This window comes from Acidobacterium sp. S8, assembly GCF_009765985.1.
Lineage (GTDB): Bacteria > Acidobacteriota > Terriglobia > Terriglobales > Acidobacteriaceae > Alloacidobacterium.
In genome coordinates, this window is sequence record NZ_LMUM01000018.1 from 1 (window position 1) to 23,694 (window position 23,694).

General features: G+C 57.2%; 22 protein-coding genes. 12 read left to right on the forward strand and 10 right to left on the reverse strand.

All coding sequences use genetic code 11. The features are described 5' to 3' along the window. Positions 1 to 421 precede the first annotated feature (421 nt). Positions 422 to 1,417: a substrate-binding domain-containing protein gene (locus GSQ86_RS06070; protein WP_158749075.1), complete on the forward strand. Its 996-nt coding sequence runs from the start codon at positions 422 to 424 to the stop codon at positions 1,415 to 1,417. Positions 1,418 to 1,426: 9 nt separating this feature from the next. Here GSQ86_RS06070 and GSQ86_RS06075 read toward each other — a convergent pair whose 3' ends face one another. Then, the gene (locus GSQ86_RS06075; protein WP_158749076.1) at positions 1,427 to 1,765 is read right to left on the reverse strand and encodes a histidine triad nucleotide-binding protein; all 339 of its coding nucleotides are present in this window, start codon (positions 1,763 to 1,765) and stop codon (positions 1,427 to 1,429) included. Positions 1,766 to 1,984: 219 nt separating this feature from the next. Here GSQ86_RS06075 and GSQ86_RS06080 point away from each other — a divergent pair, with 219 nt between their 5' ends. Both GSQ86_RS06080 and GSQ86_RS06085 read left to right on the forward strand, forming a co-directional pair. Next, entirely contained in the window at positions 1,985 to 2,668 is a 684-nt protein-coding gene (locus GSQ86_RS06080; protein WP_158749077.1) for a thioredoxin domain-containing protein, read from the forward strand. Between the two features lie 30 nt (positions 2,669 to 2,698). Further along, on the forward strand, positions 2,699 to 3,013 hold the full coding sequence (locus GSQ86_RS06085) for an FmdB family zinc ribbon protein (RefSeq protein ID WP_158749078.1): 315 nt from the start codon (positions 2,699 to 2,701) through the stop codon (positions 3,011 to 3,013). Between the two features lie 276 nt (positions 3,014 to 3,289). Here the strand turns inward: GSQ86_RS06085 and GSQ86_RS06090 are convergent, their stop codons facing one another. The 7 genes from GSQ86_RS06090 to GSQ86_RS06120 all read right to left on the reverse strand — a co-directional run bounded on the left by GSQ86_RS06090 (position 3,290) and on the right by GSQ86_RS06120 (position 11,624). Beyond that, positions 3,290 to 3,595 carry a DUF6496 domain-containing protein gene (locus GSQ86_RS06090; RefSeq protein WP_158749079.1) on the reverse strand — a complete coding sequence of 102 codons (306 nt, stop codon included), beginning with the start codon at positions 3,593 to 3,595 and terminating at the stop codon, positions 3,290 to 3,292. A gap of 60 nt (positions 3,596 to 3,655) precedes the next feature. Beyond that, the gene (purF, locus tag GSQ86_RS06095; RefSeq protein WP_254062182.1) at positions 3,656 to 5,242 is read right to left on the reverse strand and encodes an amidophosphoribosyltransferase; all 1,587 of its coding nucleotides are present in this window, start codon (positions 5,240 to 5,242) and stop codon (positions 3,656 to 3,658) included. Beyond that, on the reverse strand, positions 5,239 to 7,575 hold the full coding sequence (purL, locus tag GSQ86_RS06100) for a phosphoribosylformylglycinamidine synthase subunit PurL (RefSeq protein WP_158749080.1): 2,337 nt from the start codon (positions 7,573 to 7,575) through the stop codon (positions 5,239 to 5,241). Before purL ends, purF begins: the two co-directional genes overlap by 4 nt. 141 nt (positions 7,576 to 7,716) lie before the next feature. Continuing rightward, positions 7,717 to 8,637, reverse strand: coding sequence for a homocysteine S-methyltransferase (mmuM, locus tag GSQ86_RS06105; RefSeq protein ID WP_158749081.1), 921 nt, complete (start codon positions 8,635 to 8,637; stop codon positions 7,717 to 7,719). A 10-nt stretch (positions 8,638 to 8,647) separates the two neighbouring features. Beyond that, positions 8,648 to 9,796: a S1C family serine protease gene (locus GSQ86_RS06110; protein WP_158749082.1), complete on the reverse strand. Its 1,149-nt coding sequence runs from the start codon at positions 9,794 to 9,796 to the stop codon at positions 8,648 to 8,650. A gap of 234 nt (positions 9,797 to 10,030) precedes the next feature. Continuing rightward, the gene (gene coaE, locus GSQ86_RS06115) at positions 10,031 to 10,714 is read right to left on the reverse strand and encodes a dephospho-CoA kinase (RefSeq protein WP_254062183.1); all 684 of its coding nucleotides are present in this window, start codon (positions 10,712 to 10,714) and stop codon (positions 10,031 to 10,033) included. Beyond that, positions 10,698 to 11,624 (reverse strand): bifunctional 5,10-methylenetetrahydrofolate dehydrogenase/5,10-methenyltetrahydrofolate cyclohydrolase, encoded by a 927-nt coding sequence (locus tag GSQ86_RS06120; RefSeq protein ID WP_158749084.1) that lies wholly within the window; start codon positions 11,622 to 11,624, stop codon positions 10,698 to 10,700. The genes coaE and GSQ86_RS06120 overlap by 17 nt, the downstream gene beginning before the upstream one ends. Before the next feature lie 69 nt (positions 11,625 to 11,693). Here GSQ86_RS06120 and GSQ86_RS23815 point away from each other — a divergent pair, with 69 nt between their 5' ends. Further along, positions 11,694 to 11,828 (forward strand): Trm112 family protein, encoded by a 135-nt coding sequence (locus GSQ86_RS23815; protein WP_371720330.1) that lies wholly within the window; start codon positions 11,694 to 11,696, stop codon positions 11,826 to 11,828. Positions 11,829 to 11,835: 7 nt separating this feature from the next. On the opposite strand, the gene GSQ86_RS23655 is transcribed toward GSQ86_RS23815, so the two are convergent. Continuing rightward, entirely contained in the window at positions 11,836 to 11,967 is a 132-nt protein-coding gene (locus GSQ86_RS23655) for a hypothetical protein (protein WP_256366820.1), read from the reverse strand. 85 nt (positions 11,968 to 12,052) lie between these two features. Here GSQ86_RS23655 and GSQ86_RS06130 point away from each other — a divergent pair, with 85 nt between their 5' ends. The 6 genes from GSQ86_RS06130 (at position 12,053) to GSQ86_RS06155 (ending at position 21,875) form a co-directional block, all read left to right on the forward strand. Next, entirely contained in the window at positions 12,053 to 13,513 is a 1,461-nt protein-coding gene (locus GSQ86_RS06130; protein WP_254062184.1) for a UbiA family prenyltransferase, read from the forward strand. A 23-nt stretch (positions 13,514 to 13,536) separates the two neighbouring features. Continuing rightward, entirely contained in the window at positions 13,537 to 14,862 is a 1,326-nt protein-coding gene (locus tag GSQ86_RS06135; RefSeq protein WP_158749086.1) for an FAD-binding oxidoreductase, read from the forward strand. Next, positions 14,855 to 15,616 (forward strand): SDR family oxidoreductase, encoded by a 762-nt coding sequence (locus GSQ86_RS06140; protein ID WP_254062185.1) that lies wholly within the window; start codon positions 14,855 to 14,857, stop codon positions 15,614 to 15,616. Before GSQ86_RS06135 ends, GSQ86_RS06140 begins: the two co-directional genes overlap by 8 nt. Before the next feature lie 317 nt (positions 15,617 to 15,933). Then, positions 15,934 to 19,218: an efflux RND transporter permease subunit gene (locus tag GSQ86_RS06145; RefSeq protein WP_158749087.1), complete on the forward strand. Its 3,285-nt coding sequence runs from the start codon at positions 15,934 to 15,936 to the stop codon at positions 19,216 to 19,218. Positions 19,219 to 19,224: 6 nt separating this feature from the next. Continuing rightward, positions 19,225 to 20,421 carry an efflux RND transporter periplasmic adaptor subunit gene (locus GSQ86_RS06150; protein WP_158749088.1) on the forward strand — a complete coding sequence of 399 codons (1,197 nt, stop codon included), beginning with the start codon at positions 19,225 to 19,227 and terminating at the stop codon, positions 20,419 to 20,421. Next, on the forward strand, positions 20,421 to 21,875 hold the full coding sequence (locus GSQ86_RS06155) for an efflux transporter outer membrane subunit (RefSeq protein ID WP_158749089.1): 1,455 nt from the start codon (positions 20,421 to 20,423) through the stop codon (positions 21,873 to 21,875). Before GSQ86_RS06150 ends, GSQ86_RS06155 begins: the two co-directional genes overlap by 1 nt. Positions 21,876 to 22,198: 323 nt before the next feature. Here the strand turns inward: GSQ86_RS06155 and GSQ86_RS06160 are convergent, their stop codons facing one another. Then, positions 22,199 to 22,663 (reverse strand): DUF1214 domain-containing protein, encoded by a 465-nt coding sequence (locus GSQ86_RS06160; RefSeq protein ID WP_216841031.1) that lies wholly within the window; start codon positions 22,661 to 22,663, stop codon positions 22,199 to 22,201. 154 nt (positions 22,664 to 22,817) lie between these two features. On the opposite strand from GSQ86_RS06160, the gene GSQ86_RS06165 reads away from it, so the two are divergent. Both GSQ86_RS06165 and GSQ86_RS06170 read left to right on the forward strand, forming a co-directional pair. Next, complete coding sequence (locus GSQ86_RS06165; protein WP_254062186.1) at positions 22,818 to 23,183, forward strand: helix-turn-helix transcriptional regulator; 366 nt, start codon at positions 22,818 to 22,820, stop codon at positions 23,181 to 23,183. Then, positions 23,164 to 23,676, forward strand: coding sequence for an SRPBCC domain-containing protein (locus tag GSQ86_RS06170; protein WP_158749091.1), 513 nt, complete (start codon positions 23,164 to 23,166; stop codon positions 23,674 to 23,676). The genes GSQ86_RS06165 and GSQ86_RS06170 overlap by 20 nt, the downstream gene beginning before the upstream one ends. Positions 23,677 to 23,694 lie beyond the last annotated feature (18 nt).

Here is a 23,694-nt window from a genome sequence, read left to right on the forward strand (position 1 = left end):
ATCCCCTCTGGACACCCCTAAAGAGAAAAAAATGCTTGAAGTGCGAGAGAGAATCTTCCCAGACCCCCTTTGAAATCCATGCGTGGATTCCCACATTTCCACGGCTACGACGGCGGCTACCACGTATCTGAAGACCGGCCAAGGGGGCCGCAAACCGCAACCAGCGCTGCTTTCGCCGCGAGGAAGCTTGTAAACGATGTCTCCGGTCTAAGACGTATAGGATGTCCCGATACTCTCATCGCAGCTATCTCGCATGATGGATAGAGGGTGGGGAAAGCAATCTTTTTGTAACTGGAGTACAATTCGTCCCGCGTATCGCGTGGCGGCTCGATGGAGCTTTGTATGAGGCCATCGGTGCATAATTGGCAGTACTGGCCAAAATCTCGATGAGCCGGACGCGCATCTTACTTGCGAGGTCCCTATGCAAAAGGCCGGGAAAGTACTTCTGCTGTCCACGACCGTCGCTTTACTAGCCATTACCGGGTGCCGGCGTCATTCGCACTCCGAGACTTTTTACCTGATCGCCAACAACCTGAAGCTCGCCTATTGGCAGACCGCAGTCACAGGGTTTAACCAGGCTGCCGGTGAATATCACGTGGTAGCCAAAGTGGTCGGTCCGGACAATTACGATCCGCAAGCGGAATTGACGGAACTGCAGCATGCGATTGCCGCCAAACCATCAGGGATATTAATTTCGGTTGCCGATGCTGCGAGTTTTCAATCGGAGATCAATGCCGGGATCGATGCTGGTATTCCCATCATCACGATGGACTCGGATGCACCGCACAGCCATCGCCTGTTCTTTATCGGCACCAACAACCTGGAAGCCGGGCATCTAGGCGGCCAGCGCGTTGTCGACAAGCTGCCGGGCGGCAAGGGCAACGTGGTGTTCTTCTCAATGCCGGGCCAGCCGAATCTTGATGAACGCTTCAAGGGATATCAGGAAGTTTTCGCCGATCATCCGGGCATCAAGACGGTGGAGGTGGTCGATATCAAGGGCGAATCTACTGCGGCTTTCGACAAGACTCAGCAGTACATGCTGCAGACGGGCGATAAGAAGATCGACGCTTTTGTTTGCCTTGAGGCTTCAGCCGGTAAAGAGGTGGCGTCTGTGCAGAAGAATCAGAACGCAAAGAACCGTTTGCTGATTGCCATGGATGTGGATCCCGACACGCTGAAGCTGATCAAGGATGGAACCATCGATGCGACGATTGCGCAGAAGCCTTACACGATGGGATATATCGGATTGAAGCAGCTCGATCTGATTTACCATGACGGGCCGAAGACTCTGCGCAGCGACTACAGCGTGGATACCTTCTCGCCGTTCCCGGTATTTATCGATACGGGGACTGCAGTGGTGGACCAGGTAAACGTGGATATGTTCAGTTCATCCGCTGCGGCGCTGAAGCAACAGTAGCGTGAGATTTTAGCCGGGAGGCCAGTTCATCTGGCGGCCACCGATGAGATGCAGGTGGAGATGAAAGACTGTCTGCCCCGCTTCCTCACCGGAGTTCAAGACAGTTCTGTATCCGTTACTGAGATTGTGCTCGGCGGCCAGTTGTTTTGCGACAAGCTGAAGGTGCCCGAGCAAAGCTTCGTCTCCTGATTCAGCCTCTGCGAGCGAGGGGATGTGTTTCTTCGGCACGATTAATACGTGCACCGGCGCTTTCGGATCGATGTCGGCGAAGGCGAAGGCGCGATCGTCCTCGTAAAGTTTTTTGGAGGGGATCGTTCCAGCGATAATTTTGCAGAAGATGCAATCCATGTGATCAGGATAATTGAAGACGGTCTAAGGCTATGGGGCTCTGTTTGGATTTGGGCTAGGGGATCTTGTCTGAAATCCTTGTACTGCGTTTTGCACCGCTGGTATTCTCTGGATTCTTCGCTGCGCTCAGAATGACGGCGCGGTTGCGTGCGGGAGCGGGTCTACGAGGTGCTCTGTTTTGTCGCATCCGCTAGAATTAAATGGAACGAACCTACCTGCATGCCTGCATATTCGCGATTTCTACTCAGACCTTATGTGATTGTTGCTACCGCTGTTTTCTTCTCGCTGACGGCTGGAGCACAGTTTTCGAATCCTTCGGCTGCGCCTACGACGCCGGTTCACAACGCCAAGGTGCTGCGTCCACCAACTGGCGCGCGCGTGGCCATTTACGAATTTGAAGATCTTGAGTGTCCCGATTGCGCGCGTGCGAATCCGCTGCTAAAGGAAGCCGCAGAGAAATACCACATTCCGTGGGTGCGCCATGATTTTCCGCTTCCCTTCCACACGTGGAGCTTTGACGCGGCGGTGGATGCGCGGTGGTTCGATACAAAGTCGAAGAAGCTGGGCGACGATTTCCGCGATGCTGTTTTCGCCAACCAGGCGAGCATTACGACGCAGGACCAGTTGCGCGCTTTCGCGCAGAAGTTTGCCCAGGAGCATCAGCTGGCTTTTCCGTTTGTCGTCGATCCGCAAGGCAAGCTGGCCGCTCAAGTGAAGGCGGATTACGACCTGGGGCAGAGCATCGGGATTCAACATACTCCGACGATCTGGATCGTGACGAATAAAACGAGCGGCTCACCGTTTGTGGAAGTGGTGGACCGCACCCGGCTTTATGAGTTGATTGACCAGGCGATGGCGGAGACGAAGGCCGAACCTGCTGCTCATCATCCGAGCGGCAGATAGAATAGAACAAGACGTTGAGGGGAGTTATCCGTGCCGTTATATGAATACCGGTGTAAGGCGTGTGGGCACCAGTTTGAAAAGATTCAGAGCTTTAGCGCTCCGGAAGAAAAGGTCTGCCCGGTCTGCGGCGGCGAGGTAGAAAAGCTGCTGTCCGCGCCAGCGGTGCAGTTTAAGGGCTCGGGTTGGTATGTGACCGACTATGCGGGCAAGAGCGGGAAGAAAGCTCCTGCAGCGGGATCGAGTGACGGCAGCGCGGCGAAGACGGAGAGCAAGCCTGCCGCGTCATCTGCTGAGAGCAGTGCTTCGGCACCGGCTTCCACTACCTCAACCACGAAGAGCGAATAGGTCAACCTTTTGCTATAGCTGTGAGCGTGGGAAGAGCCCGTCCAGAGTTCTCGGTTATTCTTTGCCTTCGGCTCAGAATAACGATGGGTGGGAATTACTGAAACGCGAACTGAACCAGTTGTGCGTAAGTAGGGATCCTGTTTGAAATCCTTGTATTGCGTTCGGGACCGCAAGCATTCTCTGGATTCTTCGCTGCGCTCAGAATGACGTTCTTTCTTTTTTCGCTATATCTTCGAAAAGAAATGATTGATAGAAATAGCGCCTGTACTGCAGGCGCTATTTTTTCGATGACTTCTTCGCAGCTTTTTTCGCAGTAGTCTTTTTGGCTGTCGATTTCTTTGCCGCCGACTTATTTGAAGCAGTCGATTTCTTCGCCGCTGATTTTTTCTTCGCGGGTACTTTGGCCCCGGCCTTACGGGCTTCGGAGAGACCGATCGCTATTGCCTGTTTGCGGCTTGTGACCTTCTTCTTGCTGCGGCCGCTCTTCAGCTTGCCTTTCTTCATTGCGTCCATCTCGCGCTCGACGGACTTACCAGCAGCCTTTCCATATTTGCGGGAGCTTGATTTCTTTTTTGTCGCCATCGTGCTTACCTCCAGAGAATGGGAAGCACGACGGCGGCTTGAGGTTGCGTGGAGGGAAACCTATCTGGCAACAGCGGCGGGCAGGATATCTTCGACATCGACCCACTCGGTGGGATAGTTGCCGGTGTAACAGGCGACACAGTATTGATTGCCTTCTCCGCCGTCGCATGCCTTTTGTAACCCATCGAGTGACAAATAGGCGAGCGAGTCAGCTTCAATGAAGCGGCGAATCTCTTCGACGGAGTTATTGGCTGCGATCAGATCTTTTTTGCGCGGCGTGTCTACACCATAGAAGCATGGTGAGATGGTCGGCGGGCAGCTGATGCGGAGGTGTACTTCTTTCGCTCCGGCTGCGCGCACCATACGCACGATCTTGCGGCTGGTGGTGCCGCGGATGATGGAGTCATCGACAAGAATGATGCGCTTGCCTTCGAGCAGATTGCGAACAGGGTTGAGCTTGAGCTTGACCCCGAAGTCGCGCACACGCTGCTCGGGCTCGATGAAGGTGCGACCTACATAGTGATTGCGGATAAGCCCGAAGCGGAATGGAATACCGCTTTCGGCGGCGTATCCGATGGCTGCGGTCACACCGCTGTCGGGTACGGGAACGACGAGATCGGCTTCGACGTGCGATTCGCGGACAAGCTGGCGGCCCATCTCTTCGCGGCTCTCCTGCACCCAGCGGTTATAGATTTTGCTGTCAGGCCGCGCGAAGTAGACGTGCTCGAAGATGCAGCTCGATTGCGGAACGCCCGTGGAATAGTGGCGCGAGGTGACGCCGTCGCGCGTGACCATGACAAGCTCACCCGGCTGCACGTCGCGCTCGTATTTTGCGCGAAGCAGATCGAAGGCACAGGTTTCCGAGGCGAAGACGATGGTGTCGGGGCCATCGGGATTGACGATGCGGCCCATCGAAAGCGGGCGGAAGCCGCGTGGGTCGCGAGCGGCGAAGACGCGGTCGCGAGTCATCATGACGATCGAAAATGCGCCATCGACTTGTCGCAACGAGTCGGCGATGGCATCGACCAGCGTGCCCTCTTTCGAGTGCGCGATGAGCTGCACGATGATTTCGGAATCGCTGGTGGTCTGGAAAAATGCGCCTTCGCGCTCAAGCTTTGCGCGCACGTTGCCAAGATTGACGAGGTTGCCGTTGTGCGCGATGGCGATGAGGCCTTTAGTCGAATCAACGCGAATGGGCTGGGCGTTCAGAAGGGCTGAATCGCCAGTGGTGGAATAGCGCGTGTGGCCAATGGCCATATCGCCGGGAAGTTTTGCGAGGACTTCTTCGGTGAAGATGTCGGCGACGAGGCCCATGCCCTTGATGTTCGAGAGATTGGTGCCGTCGGCGGTGGCGATGCCTGCGGATTCCTGTCCACGATGCTGAAGCGCGTAGAGGCCAAGATAGACCTGTCGGGCTGCGTCAGGATGGCCGTGGACGGCGACGACGCCGCATTCTTCGCGAAGTTTATCGTCCTGCGGACCACCCACGTTAGCTCCGCGAACGTGGGGCACCCGGGTTTTCGTGGATGGAGAAACAACCGCAGATCTCTCCACTACTTCGCTTTGCAATTCCGGTCGGGATGACAAATTCAATTCGTCGTTCGATTCGGCGATTCCGGGGACGCCTTCGAACATCAGACGGCTCACGCGAGCACCTCATCGTAGAGTTTGGCTTCGAGAGCGCCGGCCCAAACATGCTGCAGTCCGTGAACGCTTTCGTCAATCACTGTTTTGCCGTTGACCTGGATGCGGAAGCGATCTTTCACTGTTTCGCCGATGTTTTGTACCAGCAAGCTATTATGTTTGCTGACGATTGCTCTAATTTTTTCGACTGCCGCTGCGTCGCAGGTGACGATGACCTGTGTCGCGGTTTCGCTGAAGAGCTGCCATGCGATAGGCAGATCCGGACCTTCCTGCAGGTGCGCGCTTACGCCGATTCCATTTTCGAAGGAGCCTTCTGCGAGAGTAACTGCGATGCCGCCGTCGGAGATATCACGGGCGGAGTGCAGCAGGCCGGCATCGGCGAACTCAGCCAGACATTTTTGCAATGCGGCTTCTGCGCTGAGGTCGAGCGAGGGTGGTGTTCCCCACAGCTCACCTAGAATAGTCTTCGCATATTCGGAGGAGCCGAATTCGCGCAGACGGTCCTCGATGGTGGGCAGTTTTGCCGGGGCGATGAGGAGAACCGAATCGCCAGCTTTTTGAAAGGCTGCGGGGACCGTCTTTGCTACATCTTCGATAATGCCGACGATGCCGAGGACGGGCGTGGGATAGATGCCTTCGCCGCGTGTCTCATTGTAGAGCGAAACGTTGCCGCCGGTGACGGGCGTGCCCAGGGCGATGCAGGCTTCGGAGATGCCATCGATGGCGTTGGAAAGCTGCGCCATAATCTCAGGCTTTTCCGGATTGCCGAAGTTGAGGCAGTTGGTGGCGGCTACAGGCGTCGCGCCTGTGCAGGCGACTTTACGCGCTGCTTCAGCGACTGCATGCGATGCGCCGAGCTTCGGATCGAGATAACACCAGCGGCCATTGCCATCAAGCGCCATCGACAGGCCACGCTTTGTTCCCTTGATGCGCATGACGCCGCCTTCCGCGCCGGGGCCCTGCACGGTGTTGGTCTGCACCATCGAGTCGTATTGCTCATGCACCCAGCGCTTGGAGCAGATGTTTGCGGAAGCAAGCAGGGTACGAAGGTCATCGGTGTGGTTGCGGGTCGAGGACTGATCTTCGTAGCCTAGTTTGTCGAGGGCGCTCTTGGTCGGCTCTGCGGGAACCGGCGCTTTCCACTCGCCAACGGGGCGATGGTAGAGAGGCGCTTCATCGGTCAACGACGTGTTAGGAATGTCGGCTTCGATTTCGCCGTGATGCAGGATGCGAAGGCGAGGCTCTGCAATCACGGTGCCGACGATGGTGGCATCAAGGCCCCACTTGGCGAAGACGTCGAGGACTTCCTGCTCGCGGCCCTTGTCGGCAACGAGGAGCATGCGCTCCTGCGATTCGCTGAGCATCATTTCGTAGGCTGTCATGCCGGTTTCGCGCTGCGGGATGTGGTCGAGATTCATTTCGAGGCCGACGCCGCCGCGCGCGCCCATTTCGCAACTGGAAGAGGTGAGGCCTGCTGCGCCCATATCCTGAATGCCGACGATGGCTCCCGTCTTCATGGCTTCGATGCAGGCTTCGAGGAGGAGCTTTTCCATGAATGGATCGCCCACCTGAACGTTGGGGCGCTTCTGCTCCGAGCCTTCCTTGAACTCTTCGCTGGCCATGGTCGCGCCGTGGATGCCGTCGCGCCCGGTCTTGGCTCCGACGTAGATCACGGGATTTCCGATGCCGGTGGCCTTGGCGTAAAAGATTTCGTCACGGCGCACGAGGCCGAGGGCAAAGGCATTCACGAGCGGATTGCCGGAATAGCACTCTTCAAAACGGGTTTCGCCGCCGAGATTGGGAACGCCGAAGCAGTTGCCGTATGCGGCGATGCCGTGGACTACGCCTTCGACGATGGAATGGTTCTTGTGAATAACTTCCCGCGGCGTGCTTTTGCTTTCCGTGAGGGGTCCGAAGCGCAGCGAGTCCATCACTGCGAGCGGACGCGCACCCATGGTGAAGATGTCGCGCAGGATGCCGCCGACGCCGGTGGCTGCTCCCTGAAAGGGCTCGATGTAGGAGGGGTGATTGTGCGACTCGATCTTGAAAGCACAGGCCCATCCGTCGCCTGCGTCGATGATGCCCGCGTTCTCGCCGGGGCCCTGCACGACGCGATCACTTTTGGTGGGCAGCCGCTTCAAATGTACGCGAGATGATTTGTAGGAGCAGTGCTCACTCCACATGACGCTGTAAATCCCCAGCTCGGTGAGGCTGGGCGTACGTCCGAGAGCTGCGACGATGCGCTCATATTCTGAAGGTGTGATGCTGTGCTGAGCCAGAAGCTCAGAGGTAACGGTAGCGGCCTGCGGAGCCGCGGGGAGCGATTCTGATTTCATGGCGGTTACAACTCTATTGTCGCATGATTTGGAGGCTTTCCCACCCTTTCGCAACGGCGCGAAAGGATGGGGCACTCGAGTGCTAGCCTGGCACCCTTCCCTCACCCTTCGCTTCACTCAGAATGGGGCGCCCGGGGGATTTTACTTTTCTGTGAGAGCCTTGCGGATGGCGCGGATGTGTTCCGGGCCGGTTCGGCAGCAGCCGCCGATAATCTGCGCCCCGGCAGCGGACCATTCCCGGGCAAGCTGGGCAAAACCCGCCGCATCAGAGGTTCCCGTCCAGCAGCGGTGTTCGGCGTCCCAGCCTTCGCCGGAGTTTGGATAGACGACGATGGGCTTTTGGGTCGCCTGTTTGAGCTCTGCGATGAGGGGAAGGATGAATTTTGGCTGGGTGCAGTTGATGCCGATGGCGATGATCTGCTTCTGCCGGTCGAGCAACTCGGCGCAGTGAGCCAGTTTTTCTCCGTGGGAGACGTGCCCGGCGTCTTTGCAGGTGAAGGAAAGCCAGCCATGAATTGCGGGATGCCGGTGCAGGGCTTCGACGATGGCTTCCGCTTCTTCGAGCGAAGGGATGGATTCAAGGGCGGCAAAATCAGCTTCAGTGGTTTCGATGACAGCCAGGCGTTCGGCGTGGAAGCGGACAAGATCGGCGAGGGAGACGTCGTAGTTTCCGTGGTATTCCGAGCCGTTGTGCAAAGCTGCGCCGTATGGGCCAAGCGAGGCGGCGATCCAGATGGGGCGCTGCGATTGCTTTCGATACTTCTCTCGCGCGGCGACAGCTAAACCTACGGACTGGCGCAAGGCCGCGGCTGCGGTTTCGGGAGGCTGGCCTGATTCCGCATAGCCCATTGCTGAGACCTGATAGCTGGAGGTAAGGATGCAGTCTGCCCCGGACTCGAGATAGCTGAGGTGGACTGCTTCGATCGTCTCAGGATTGTCAGCGAGAACATGCGCCGACCACAGTGGCCCGCTGATATCGCAACCGAGGCGCTCCAATTCGGTGGCCATGCCGCCGTCGAGGACCCGCAACCGGGTGATATCGAGCTGGCCGCTTTGCTTCATAGATTTGGGCTTACGCCGTCCGGTCGCCTGCGTCGCCGAGGGTGATGCGCGTTGTCAGCTTGCGACGTCCGCGGAAGACGGTGACGGTGATGACGTCGCCTACCTGATGGTGATCCATAATTTCGTCGATGTCCTGGGTGCTGGCGACCTGCTGGTCGTCAATGCCGACGATGAGATCACCGCCGAGGTAAATCTGCGTGTTGCCGAGATACGCGGTCTGATTGCCACCGCGCAGTCCGGCACGCTCGGCGGGACCGCCGGGCAGCACGCGCTGGATGAGCACGCCGTAGTCGGCGGAGAGGCCCATCTGATCGGCCAGGTCGGGGCCGATGGGATAGGAGAGGATGCCGAGCGAGGGCCGGCGGACGTGTCCGTACCGGGCGAAGTCGCCGAGAACAGCCTTTGCGGTATCGATGGGAATGGCGAAGCCGATGCCTGCGTTTTGATCGACACCCTGATTGGGGTTGGTTGCGATGAGCGAGGTAATGCCGATGACTTCTCCACGGGAGTTGAGCAGCGGGCCACCGGAGTTGCCGGGGTTGATGGCGGCGTCGGTCTGAATCGCGTTGTCGATGAGGTCGCCTGCGGGTCCACGGATTGAGCGCTTGGCGCTGATGATGCCGGTCGTCATGGTGCCGCTGAGTCCGAAAGGATTGCCGATGGCATAGACCTTTTGGCCGACAACGAGATTTGCCGAGTCGGCAAGGACGGCGGGCACAAGATTCGGAGCAGTAATCTGGAGCAGCGCGAGATCGTGATGCTGATCGGTAGCAATGACGCGCGCTTTGTAGCGATGCTTATCGGAGGTGGTGACTTCGACCTGCTGCGAGCTTTCGATGACGTGATAATTGGTAAGGATCCGACCTTCTTTATTGAGGATGAAGCCGGAGCCCTGACCCTGATGGGGCACTGGGCCGTAGAAAAAGTCGTAAGCAACAGCCGTTGCCGTGATGTTTACCACCGAGGGCATGGCCTTTTTGTAGACTGAGATGTTGTTCATCTCCTCAGAATCGTATTCAGGCGCGGCATGAGCTTCGGTGAGGTGCAGGGGGCCGGTGGCGATGGCGGGCATCGACGGATTTACCGAACGGCTGCGGTTGATGAGATAGAGAAAACCACCTACCAGCAAGAGCACCAAAACAATTCTGCGAAAAGTCATGACAATCTTCCGTTCACATATTCTGTATCGACAGGCGAAACCTTATCAGCCTGTCAGAAGTATCATCTTCTATTTTAAGTGGTCTTCCGTTGACATGCTCTCATTCCGGGCGGGACAGGTGATCGGTATAGAGTTGAAATCCCGGGGCTAAAGCCTCGTTCGGAGCCGATCTTTTTCACCGGGCTGAAGCCCGGTGGTTCTACCCTTCTTAACTTCATCTACAGTGGAACTCGATCAGCGGGTGCTCGCTGCATGTTGAAGACGAGTAAAGATGGCGTCAACCTGACGCTGCGTTTCTTCAAGTGTGCTGCTGTTATCGATCACGTCGTCGACGAGTGGGATCTTCTGCTGGTCCGGAATCTGCGCGGCGAGACGCGCACGGGCATCCTGTTCCAGGGTTTTGAGTTTTTCCGGATCGAGCGAAGCTCCGGCGGTGAGACGCTCCAGAAAGCGCTGGATCTTCAAATCATCCGGGGCGGTGACGAGAACGATGCGATCGAAGCGTTTGTGCCATTCGGGGACGCTGCCGGAATGGCTGGCTTCAAAGATCAGCGCCGATTCGATCATGGCAATCGCTTTCGAGTCGCGGCTGAAAACGTCGTTCGCCCATGCTTCCTGCGCAGCTATGACGGCGGGATGAACGATGCGATTCAATTCATCGAGGCGGCCCTGGCGAAAAGCGAGGTCGGCAAGCTTCGGACGATTGAGAGAGCCGTTTTCGCGGAGGACTTCAGGTCCGAAGTGGTCGACGATCTGCCGATAGACGGTCTCGCCGGGCTGCATGAGCCGACGGCCTACGTCATCTGCCGAAATCGTGTGCACTCCGTGCGCGGCAAAGAACCGGGCGACGGTACTTTTGCCGCTGCCCAGTCCGCCTGTGAGTCCTACGCGCAGCATTGAATTAGAGGGTAAGCCCACGCCGCAGCTTGGCGGCCCGCACGGTGTTCGACATGAGCATGGCGATGGTGAGCGGTCCGACTCCGCCGGGAACGGGAGTATAAGCGCCGGCGAGCTTAAAGGCTTCGGGGTGCACGTCGCCGACGAGGGTCGAGCCTTTGAGGAGGAAGGTCTCTTCGCGCCTGGTGTTGCCGGCGAAGTACTTGTCGAAATCTTCGCGCGTGGTGATGCGGTTGATGCCTACATCGAGAATGGTCGAGCCGGGCTTGACCATCTCCGGCGTAACGTAGCCGGGACGCCCGATGGCTGCGACGAGAATATCGGCGTTGCGGGTGAAGCTGGGAAGATCGCGTGTCTTGCTGTGGCAGATGGTAACGGTGGCGTTTTGCTGCAGCAGCAGAATCGAGATAGGCTTGCCCACGATATCACTGCGGCCGATGACGACGGCGTTCTGCCCGGCGATGGGAATGCCGCTGCGCTTGAGCATTTCGATCATGCCTGCGGGAGTACACGGCGCGAGCGCGGGCTGGCCGCTCTGGATGCGGCCCACGTTGACGGGATGGAAGCCATCAACATCCTTGGCCGGGGAGACGGCTTCGAGCAACAGCTTGGCATTGACCTGCTTCGGCAGCGGAAGCTGGATGAGGATGCCGTCGATATCTTCGCGGGCGTTGAGCTGCGCGACAAGCTCGAGCATCTCTTCGGTGGTGATTGTGTCGGGCGGCGTGATGAGATCGGAATAGAGGCCAAGCTCTTCGCAGGTACGTACCTTGCTGCGCACATAAATTTCTGAAGCGGGCACGTGGCCGACGAGCACGGCGGACAAGCCGGGGCGGATGCCCTGCACTGCCAGTTCTTTCACTTCAGCGGCGACTTCGGCCTTGATCTGTGTGGCGATTGCATTTCCGTCTAGTATGCGTGGCGTTGTCATCTATAAGCCATGGTAAAGGATGCGTACACTGTTGAGATGACGGAAGAAGGACTTTCTGCGACACTGGCCATGCTGGCCTGTCCCGTATGCCATGGCGCTCTGAGGCTGGAGGCCGGCAGAGTGCTGTGCTTATCATGCGGACGCAAGTATCCAATTGAGGATGGAATTCCGATTCTGCTCGCGGAACGCGCGCAGAGTTCGTAAGCCGGAATCAGTGACGATGGAAGAAGGGATAGAGCGCCCAGTAGGCGATCCCGATCGCGGCGAAGATCGCCAGAAAAAGCAGGACAAGCATCGTCGTCCAGGATGGAATACCGGAGTGTTGCGCCTTATCGTCGTCCATTGTTCTTAGTGTAAAGAAGTGCCGCGAACACTTTCCGGCTTATGCTCAACAGCCTCCTCGGGCGATAATCGAAGTTGGAGAATCCTTGCTAAAAGAGTCACAAATAGCGGCAGAACCAGAGATAAGAACCAGCAGACCGCTCTGCGTTGACCTGGACGGGACTCTGGTGAAGAGCGATACGCTGGTGGATTCGCTGCTGGTGCTGATGCGAACGCAGCCGGGGAGCGCTCTGAAGGTTTTTCGCTGGGTTCTGGATGGCAAGGCCGCTCTGAAGGCAAAGGTGAGCGAACACGTCTCGCTCGATGTCGCTAACCTGCCCTACAACCGTTCCCTGCTCGCATTTCTCGAAGAAGAGCGCGGAATGGGCCGGAGTATTTACCTTGCGACCGGCGCCGATACGAGGCTTGCCCGGCGCATTGCCGACCACCTGGGAATTTTTACCGGCGTGCTGGCCAGCGATGGGAGCACCAACCTTATCGGCAATCACAAGCTGGCTGGCTTGCAGTCGAAGTTTGGCGAGGCGGGCTACGACTACATCGGAAATGCCCGGCCTGATCTGCCACTTCTGGAGCATGCAGGAGAGGCGATGCTGGCTAATCCGCACGGATCGCTGCTGCCGCAGGTTCGATCACGCAACATTCGCATACAGCGTCATTTTGAAGACCGTTCCCCGCTAAGGAAGTCGCTGCTGAAGGCGATCCGGCTGCACCAATGGGCGAAGAACGTACTGATCTTCGTGCCGGTGCTGTTGGCCCATGTGATCAATGTGCCACTGGCATTGAAGGCGATTCTGGCTTTTTTCTGCTTCAGCCTCTGCGCGTCGGGAACTTATATCATCAACGACCTGCTGGATATTGATGCGGATCGCAGGCATTCAAAGAAGCGCTATCGCCCATTTGCGGCTGGAGATTTACAAGCTTCTACAGGATTGGTGATCTGCATTTTATTCCTGGCTGCGGCTTTTGCAGGGGCTCTCCTGTTGCCCGGTGAATTTCTGCTGTGGCTTGGGGTTTATCTGGTTTGCACGCTGAGCTACTCGCTGTTGCTGAAGAGAGTCGTGCTGGTGGATGTCCTTATGCTGTCAGGGCTCTACACGGTTCGATTGCTGGCTGGGGGAGCGGCAACGCGCACAGATATTTCAACGTGGCTTGCGGGCTTCTCAGTCTTCCTCTTTTTCTCGCTTGCCATGGTGAAGAGATTCAGCGAGCTACAGAACCTGCGGGAGCAGGGGCATCATCCATCGAATGGACGCGGCTACCTGGTCGCCGACATCGAACAGCTGCGCAGTTTCGGAACGGCGAGCGCTTATGCTGCTGTCGTGGTGTTTTCGCTTTACATCAATGGAAGCAGCACGACAAAGCTGTATGCGCACCCTGTTCGCATGTGGCTGATGGTGCCTCTGATGCTGTTCTGGCTGAGCCGTGTGTGGCTGCTGGCTTCGCGCGGCGAGATGGATGAGGATCCGGTGATCTTCGCGGTCACGGACCGCATCAGCCTGCTGGTCGGAATTGTCGCGGCGACCATCGTAATCTTCGCTGCGCTCTGATTCATCCTTTAGGATGGAGAAGAATGCCACGCAATCCGCAGCCGAAATTTGAGTCCTGGGGCCGATATCCCAGGCTGCACGCCAATGTCGTCCCGTTGAGCTGGACGACTGACTTCCCTCTTGCTAAACCGCCCGCGACAAAGCTGCTGCCGGTAGGAGCGGGGCGCAGTTATGGGGATGTCTGCCTGCTGGACGGCGGGACGCTGCTGAAGACGCGGGGCATGGACCGGCTGCTTCATTTCGATCCGCAGACCGGGATTTTGTGCTGCGAAGCTGGGGTGACGCTGGCTGAGATTTTGGATTTCGCTGTACCGCGCGGCTTTTTCCTGCCAGTTTCGCCGGGAACGAAATATGTGACCGTGGGCGGAGCTATCGCCAACGATATTCATGGCAAGAATCATCATGTGGCGGGGACTTTCGGATGCCACGTACCGCGCTTCGAACTGGTGCGCTCTGACGGGGCGCGCTTCGTCTGCAGCGCGACGGAAAATGCGGACTGGTTTTCGGCGACTATCGGGGGCATGGGGCTGACAGGGCTTATCAGCTGGGCTGAAATTCGCCTGCGTCCGATCGTCTCGCGCGCAATTCAATATAGAGGCACAAAGTTCATCGGTATCGATGAATTTGTGGCGTTGTCCCAGGCAAGCGCTCAGCCCGTATACACGGTGGCGTGGATCGATTGCGCGGCGACGGGCAACAACTTCGCCCGGGGCATCTATATGCAGGGCGACCACAGCAGCATGCCGGGAGAGCTTACTCCGAGTAAAAGACCATGGCTGACGCTACCGCTCGATCTGCCTGAGTTCGCGCTGAACCGCTTTTCCGTCAGCCTTTTTAACACCCTGTATTACAACAAGCAGCGGGCGAAGGAGAAAACCGGCCTCGTGGACTACGAGCCGTTCTTTTATCCGCTGGACAGCCTGCTGCAATGGAACCGGATGTACGGCAAGAGCGGCCTGCTGCAATTTCAATGCGTGCTGCCGTGGGAGGCAGATCACCAGATGGGCATCGTCAAGATTCTCAAGGCCATTACGGCTAGCGGACTTGCTTCGTTTCTCGCTGTGCTCAAGGTGTTTGGCGATGTTCCTTCGCCGGGCATGATGTCGTTCCCTGCGCCGGGCATTACACTTGCGCTGGACTTCCCGATTCGCACGGAGGTCAGCTTCGATCTTCTTGACCGGCTCGCCCGCATTACCCAGGAGCACGGCGGCAGGATGTATCCCGCGAAAGACGCGCGCATGACCGCGGAGGAATTTCAATCCTTCTATCCGCAGTGGCAGGCATTTGCGCGCTACATCGATCCGGCCTTCAGTTCGGCGTTCTGGGAGAGGGTGACGGCCCGTGGCTAGAACCGAGCGCCAGCTTCCTTCCCGCATTCTGGTTCTTGGAGCCACTTCAGCTATTGCCAGCGGCGTGATGCGTCCGCTGGCTGCACAGGGCGCGCAGTTTTATCTGGTGACACGCGATCCGCGAAAGCTGGCTGCTGTAGCTGCCGACCTGCAGACACGCGGCGCGGGAGCCGTGTTCACGCATCTTATGGATCTGGACGATACCGACGCGCATGGCTCTATGCTGGCGGATGCTGCGCAAAAGCTCGGGACCATCGACATGGCATTGCTTGCTCATGGCGTACTGGGCGACCAAGAGAAGGCACAATCTGATTACGCGGCGGCGGAAGCGATTCTGAAGACGAATTTTCTTTCGGCCGTCTCTCTGATTACCTGGCTGGCGAATTACTTTGAGCAGACTCGGCAGGGAACCCTTGCTGTGATCTCTTCGGTGGCAGGCGACCGCGGACGGAAGAGTAATTATGTGTACGGAGCATCGAAGGGCGCGCTGAATGTCTTTCTTGACGGGGTGCGCAACCGCATCGACCGCAGCGGAGTTCACGTACTGACCATCAAGCCGGGCTTCGTAGCCACACCGATGACGGCTCACCTGGACCAGAATGCGCTATTCGCGCACCCTTCCGGCATTGGCGACGGGATTCTGAAGGCAATCAGAAAGCGCAAGGATGTTGCTTATCTGCCACCGATATGGGCGCTGATCATGCTCATGATTCGCTCCATACCGAATGCTGTTTTCAAGAAGATGAATCTTTAAAATAGACTGACCGGTCATATTTCTGAATCGAAGGTCCACCCGATTACATCGCAATAAGAAAAGGCTGTTCGCCCTTTCGAATCGGCTTTTTCGCAGGCTGGATCGTCTACCGTTAAAATGAAGTAGTTCACATATCTGACCCGATGGGGTCAGGCTTACTGGAAAAGGCAACTCAATCAAGACGAGTACCTGTGGAACGAACCGCCTGAAATGCCTGGCTCGTTTCATTCCTTTGTTGCGGCATGCCCTCAGACGTGAGGCCGCGTTGTCCCAGAATGCAGCCTTCAGAAAAAGGCTGCAGGAGAGATTGACGAACCATGTGGATAGTCCGCCTCGCACTGCGACGGCCATATACATTTGCTGTCTTTGCCCTGCTCCTGCTGATCCTCGGGCCGATCTCGATCATGAGGACGCCGACGGATATTTTTCCGAATATTGATATTCCTGTAGTCGCGATGGTGTGGCAGTACACCGGGCTATCGCCGGAGCAGATGTCGCAGCGCATTGTTTTTCAAAGCGAGCGCACGCTGACCACAACGGTCAATGACATTGAGCACATCGAATCGCAATCGCTGAACGGCATCGGCGTTATCAAGATCTTTTTCCAGCCCAAGGTCAACATCGCGATGGCCGTGGCCCAGGTTGCGGCTATCGCGCAAACGCAGTTGCGGCAGCTGCCGCAGGGAACCACGCCTCCGTTGGTGATGCAGTACAGTGCGTCGAGCGTGCCGATTATTCAGCTTGGTCTTTCCGGCGAAGGACTGTCTGAGCAGCAGTTAAACGACTACGGCCTGAACTTTATCCGCACACAGCTTGTCACGGTGAATGGCGCGGGCATTCCGTATCCCTACGGAGGCAAGCAGCGCCAGGTGCAGGTCGATCTCAACCTGCAGGCGCTCCAGTCTAAAGGGCTTTCACCTACCGATGTGGTGAGTGCGATCTCGACGCAGAACCTGATTCTGCCTTCCGGCACGGCGAAGGTATCGCAATTTGAATATCAGATTGAAACCAACAGCGCGCCCGACAAGGTAAGCGAGCTGAACGATCTGCCTATTCGCGCTGTGAATGGGGCGATCGTCTACATCCGCGATGTAGCCCATGTGCGCGACGGATTCCCTCCGCAAACCAATATCGTCCGCGTGGATGGCCAGCGCGCATCGCTGCTGAGCGTCATTAAGACCGGAGACGCGTCGACTCTCGATATTGTCGGGGGCATACAGACGAAGCTTCCGGGGGTGAAAGCGCAGCTTTCGCCTGCCTTGAAAATTACTCCGCTGGGCGACCAATCTGTTTTTGTTCGCGCCTCGATCGACGGGGTCGTCCGGGAAGCAATTATTGCAGCCTGCCTGACGGGAATCATGATCCTCGTCTTTCTTGGCAGCTGGCGCAGCACGCTGATTATCGCAGTGTCGATTCCGCTTTCGATTCTTTCCTCGTTGCTGGTGCTGAGCGCCCTCGGCGAGACGATCAACATTATGACGCTCGGCGGCCTTGCATTGGCCGTCGGCATCCTGGTCGACGACGCCACGGTTGAAATTGAAAACATCAACCGCAACATTGAGATGGGCAAAGCTGTCGAGCAGGCGATTCTCGATGGCGCGTCTCAGATTGCGGTTCCGGCCTTTGTTGCCACCATCTCCATCTGCATCGTTTTCGTGCCGATGTTCTTTCTCACCGGCGTGGCAAAATTCCTCTTCGTGCCGCTGGCCGAAGCCGTGGTCTTCGCCATGCTGGCGTCTTATCTGCTTTCGCGCACCGTCGTTCCTACGATGGCCAAATATCTGTTGCAGGAGCACGATGATGACGCACACGAGAATAAACAAAAGAGTCGCAACCCGTTCGTCCGCTTCCAGCGTGGATTTGAGCACTATTTTGAAAAGCTGCGTCACGGCTATCGCAACCTCCTGGAGATGTGCATTAACTATGCCGGCATCTTCCTGATCTTGTTTGTGCTCTTTTGTATCGGCTCTGCCGTGTTTTTGTATCCGTTCCTCGGGCAGGACTTCTTCCCTTCGGTAGACGCTGGACAGTTCAAGCTGCACCTGCGCGCCAAGACCGGCACGCGCATCGAGGAAACAGCGCGGCTCTGTGATGAGGTGGATGAAACCATTCGAGAAGTGATCCCGAAAAAAGAGCTGGTCACGATTATCGACAATATCGGTCTTCCGTATAGCGGCATTAACACGACGTACAGCAACTCTGCGCCGATCGGACCGGGCGATGCCGATATCCAGGTGTCGCTCGCAGAAGACCACCATCCGACCGAAGCTTATGTACAAAGGCTGAGAACCATTCTGGCGCACAGATTTCCCGGCACGATTTTCTATGAGCTGCCGGTGGATATGGTGACGCAGATTTTGAACTTCGGTCTCCCGGCACCGATTGATATCCAGGTGGTCGGCCCGAACCTTGAGGGCAATCGCTCATTCGCGGAGCAAATGTTGAACCGCGTGAAGTATGTTCCCGGTACGACGGACCTGCGCATTCAGCAGCCCTTCGACAATCCGCACCTTGTCATCAACGTCGATCGGAGCAAGGCGCAGCAGATCGGATTGCAGCAAAGAGACGTGGCGCAGAGCCTGCTGGTGGCGACGAGCGGCAGCTTTCAGACGACGCCGAATTTCTGGCTGAATCCGCAGACGGGCGTCAGCTATAGCATTGCCGTCCAGTCGCCGCAATATAACCTCGATACGTTGCAGGACCTAGGAAATATTCCTGTCACTGGCGGAAATACCGGCGGCACTTCGGCACTGACAGCCGCCAGCAATGGAGCGGGTACGCTGGCTACTCCGCCTAATGCTCCTATGGGCGGCGCGCCGATCCAAATTCTTGGCAATCTTGCTTCGATCAGTCCGGGATCGGAGATGGGGACGGTGTCGCACTACAACATCGCCCCGGTCATCGATATTTACGGCAATGTCGCGAACAGCGATCTGGCCAGCGTGGATAAGCAGATTGAGAAGATCATTGCCGATATGAAAGGCAAGCTGCCACGCGGCTCACAGATTGTGGTACGCGGGCAGGTGCAGACGATGCGGACTTCGTTTGTCGGTCTGATCAGCGGCCTGGTCTTTTCGATTCTGCTGGTCTACCTGCTGATTGTCGTCAACTTCCAGTCGTGGCTCGATCCGTTTATCGTTATCTCCGCTCTGCCAGCGGCGTTGTGCGGCATTGTCTGGTTCCTGTTCATTACGCACACGCGCATCAGTGTTCCCGCACTTACCGGCGCGATCATGTGCATGGGCGTGGCGACGTCCAATTCGATTCTTGTCATCAGCTTTGCACGCGAACAGCTGGAGGAAAACGTGGGCGATGCTCCCGCGGCGGCGCTGGCTGCGGGCTTTACGCGTTTCCGCCCTGTGATCATGACGGCGCTCGCCATGATTATCGGCATGGTGCCCATGGCGCTTGGCTTGGGCGATGGCGGCGAGCAGAACGCTCCGCTGGGACGCGCCGTGATCGGCGGCCTGCTGTTAGCAACTATCTCAACGCTATTTTTTGTGCCGACATTCTTCAGCCTCCTGCATGGATGGCGCGAAAAGAAACGTCGTAAAAAAGAAGAACGCACTGAAAAAGCCCTGCCCGAGAGAGGGGAAAATTAGGAAGCCATGAATCAATCGCCTGAAGCAAAATCGGCTGCACCTATGTCGAAAGGCAGCGCAATTCTTTTTCTTATTGTTGTCGTGATCATTGCTGCCGTTCTCGCTGTGCTCGGAATCATTCCCCGGGCACGCGCCAAGACCAAACTACAGGATGACACCAATGCTCTCGCTGCTCCCGATGTGCAGGTGGCGAAGCCGCAGCCGGGCAAGCCGACGGAAGAGGTGATTCTGCCGGGCAATACTTTCGCTTATGTGGATTCGCCGATCTATGCGCGGACCAGTGGCTATCTCAAGAAGTGGTACTTCGATATCGGCGCGCATGTGAAGAAGGGGCAGTTGCTGGCGGAGATCGAAAGTCCGGAAGTGGATCAGCAACTCGCTCAGGCAAACGCCGATCTATTGACGGCGCAAGCAAATTCCAAATATGCGCAGACCACTTCCTCGCGTTACCAGGACTTGCTGAAAGACAATGCGGTTTCGCAGCAGGATACGGAAAACTTCACCACGCAGGCTTCGGCTTCGAACACGCAAGTGAAATCCGCAGTAGCAAATATGCAGCGGCTGCAGGAGCTGGTCTCGTTCGAAAAAGTGTATGCGCCCTTTGACGGAATCGTCACGGCGCGCGGCATCGATGTGGGGCAGCTGATCGATTCCGGCGCAGCCAGGGAAATGTTCCACATGGCCGCGGAGCAGACGCTTCGCATCTATGTGAATGTCCCGCAGGTCTACTCTCTTGCCTGCAAGCCGGGAGTGACTGCCGAACTTACTTACGACCAATATCCGGGGCGGAACTTCGAGGGGAAGATTGTTCGCACCTCGAGGGCGATCGATCCTGCATCGCGCACGCTTCTGGTTGAAGTCGATGTGGACAACCGCAAGGGCGAGCTGGTTCCGGGCGCTTATGCGCAGGTTCATTTCAAGCTGAATGAGGCGCAGCCATCGCTGGTAATCCCGGTGCCGGCGCTTATCTTCCGTGCGCAGGGCTTACAGGTGGCCACGGTGGTGAATGGGAAGGCGAAGCTTGTGCCGATCACGATTGGCCGGGATGACGGCAGGGTGGTTGAAATCTCGCAGGGACTGAAGGCCGATGATGAAGTCGTGCAGAATCCGCCTGATTCGATTGTGGACGGCGAGTTAGTCAACGTGGTGCGGCCGCAGCAGCAGAATCCGCAGGCAGACCAGAAAACTCAGGCTGGTAAGTGATGAGTGTGCGTCCTTTACAAGTTATCGGATCGGCTGCGCTTTGCGTCCTCATTGCGGGATGCACGGTAGGGCCGGACTATAAGCGGCCTACGGCGCCTGCTGCTCCGGCGTTCAAGGAGACGGTGCCTCCTCCGGCTATTCCGAACGGCTCGTGGAAGCAGGCGCAGCCGAGCGACCAGGTGCTGCGCGGTAAATGGTGGGAGATCTATAACGATTCCCAGTTGAATGCGCTGGAAGAAAAGGTCGCGGTTTCGAACCAGACGCTGAAGGCTGCGACGGAGCAATACTTCGCTGCGCGCGCGGCGATCCAGGTGTCTCGCGCGAGTTATTTTCCCACGCTGAGCCTGGGGCCAAGCGTTTCGCGCCAGCGGCTCTCGCAGAACCGCCCGACGGCTGTTCCCGGCTCCGCTTACCAGTACAACGACTTCTCTCTTGCCGGCCAGGCGAACTGGGAGCCCGATCTATGGGGGCAGATTCGCCGCCAGGTCGAAGCGGCTCGCGCTTCAGCACAGGCCAGTGCTGCCGATCTGGCGAATGCGGAGCTAAGCGTTCGCTCGGAGCTGGCTCAGGATTACTTTGAGCTGCGCGGGCTCGATCTGCAGAAACAACTGCTCGACAGTACCGTTGCCTCGTATGCCGATTATCTTCATCTCACGCAGACGCGCTTCAAGGGCGGCGTGGCCACCGATTCCGATGTGGCGCTGGCACAGACTCAGCTCGAAAGCACGCGCGCCCAGGATATCGACGTGGGCGTGGCGCGCGCGCAGTACGAGCACGCTATCGCCACACTGATCGGCGAGCCGGCTTCGAGCTTCAGCCTTTCGGCTGCGCCGTTGAATCTGCAGCTTCCGCAGATTCCTCCGGGCCTGCCGTCTGAACTCCTGGAGCGGCGTCCGGATATCGCCAGCATGGAGCGCCGCGCTGGCGCGGCGAACGCGCAGATCGGCGTGGCGATTGCGGCCTACTATCCCAATGTCACGCTCTCCGGCATAGGCGGCTTCGAGAGCAGAAATGCAGGCACATGGATTCAAGGGCCGAGCGCGCTCTGGGCGCTTGGTGCATCGGCTTCGGAGCTGATCTTCGACGCGGGCCGACGCCATGCCCTTACGGAAGAGGCGAGGGACAACTATGAAGTTACGGTCGCCAACTATCGCCAGAACGTGCTGAGCGCGTTTCAGGAGGTAGAGGACAATCTGGCTTCACTTCGCATTCTCGAACAGGAGTCCGCTACACAAACGGCCGCTGTGGCTGCCGCGGAGCGTTCACTGCAGATCAGCACCCGGAGATACAAGCAGGGGCTGGTGACATATCTTGACGTTCTGACAGCACAGACTGCACAGCTGACCAATCAGCGGACCCAGGCTGATATCACTACCCGGCAGTTTGCCGCGAGCGTACTGCTGATCAAGGCGCTCGGCGGCGGATGGGATACGACGCAACTGCCTAAGCTGTAGGTGCAGGGGGCGGGGCTTACCCCCCCCTCCCCCTACCTATGTAGTCTTGCTTTTCTTTATTTTTCAATAGTTTGAAACCAAGCGATTTAAGTTGATTTTAATGTTTTCAATCACTTACGAGGGGATCCCTCATTCCGGCCCATTTTTCGGCCCTTCCATTTGACCCTATCTCCATTTTAGCTTTTCATAGCGTAATATTCTGACATTCGTTGTGATAACGAATATCGAATCCAATCAGCTACTTCCGGCGCTAAAATCCTGCTGACTACTTGACAAGAATAAAACCGCAGATTTGGCGACCGTCGGCTCCTTAAATCCTAGCCCTAGCTCACCTTCTCGATCGGCGGAGGATTCCATGTCCCGTTGAACGCAGTTCCTTTGGGCCAGTACATCCGCATCACCACGTTGAACGATCCTGCATCCGCGGGCAGCCAGTTCGACTCCTTGTCCTTCCCCGGCGAATCATGCTGAACATAAATATCCAGTGACCCATCCGGGTTGAACTTCAGCTTGTCCCGATCCCCAATCGCATAGCGGTTGATCGGATTCGCCACAAAAGCCTGCCTGGCGTTGTACATCGTCAGCGACCAGAACGCATTCACCGGCGGCGTCTGGCCCTTGTCGAAGTGCAGAACATACTTGTTCGCTCCATTCAGCGGCTGGCCATCTCCATCGACGCGCGCTGTTGGATAGAACGCGTCCGCTACCAGATTGCCGCCCAGTCCGAACTCAGCGACTCCCGCGACCGACCGGAGATGAACGCATTTGCCCCTTCTCTCGAGAGTCATCTTTGGGAACCATTCCTCCTGCCCCGGATGCCCGCGCCATAACCCTGCCGGCTCGCCCCTCCTGCGCAGAGTATCAATCAGCGCAGGTGTCCGGATCAGGATCAGGAAACAGAAATCAAGAATCGCAAAATTCACACTTGACATTGACAAGACAATGCACAACCATATGGTTGTGGATAATCTGAGTACAACATTCGCGGCTTTGTCTGATCCAACCCGCCGGGCAATGATCGAGCGACTCTCCCATGGGCCAGCCTCTGTGCATGGATTGACGGAACCGTTTGCACTCTCGCAGCAGATGATTTCAAAACATATCGCCTGCCTGATGCGGGCGCGGATTGTGATCAAGACGAAGCGTGGACGAGAGAGTGTGTGCACGCTGAGGCCACAGGCGATTAAGACAGTCAGCGACTGGGCGTTCACCTATCGCCGATTCTGGGAAGAGAGCTTCGACAAACTGGAAGCAGTTGTCAATCAAATGAAGAAAGAGGAGGCCAGGGATGGCAAAAGACACGGGTAGCGAAATTGAGCGGATGGTTGTCACAAGAGTTTTTGATGCCCCACGCGAGTTGGTCTGGAAGGCGTGGACAGACCCGAAGTACATCATGCAGTGGTGGGGGCCTAAGGGTTTTACTGCGCCCGTTTGCGAGATGGATTTTCGCGTTGGAGGAAAACTTCTCTGCTGCATGAATGCGCCGGATGGGCAGCTCTGCGGCTGGAATGCGGTTGAATACCACGAGATTGTTCTGCACGAGAAGATCGTTTCCTCCATGTACTTTTCGGACTCGAAGGGAAACAAGGTCGATCCTGCGGAATTAGGAATAGAACATGAGGCCATAGACGGTGCCTACGACGTGACCCTCTTTGAGGATCTCGGAAACGGCCAGACGAAACTCACCTTCATTGGAAATGACCCCATGGAGAGCGCGAAAAATAGCGGTCAAATGGAGGGCTGGATCGAGATACTCGATAAAGTTGCTGCAGTTGTTGCGGAGCTGGCGCAGGCGGAATAAGAGGTTGAAGTTTTGACG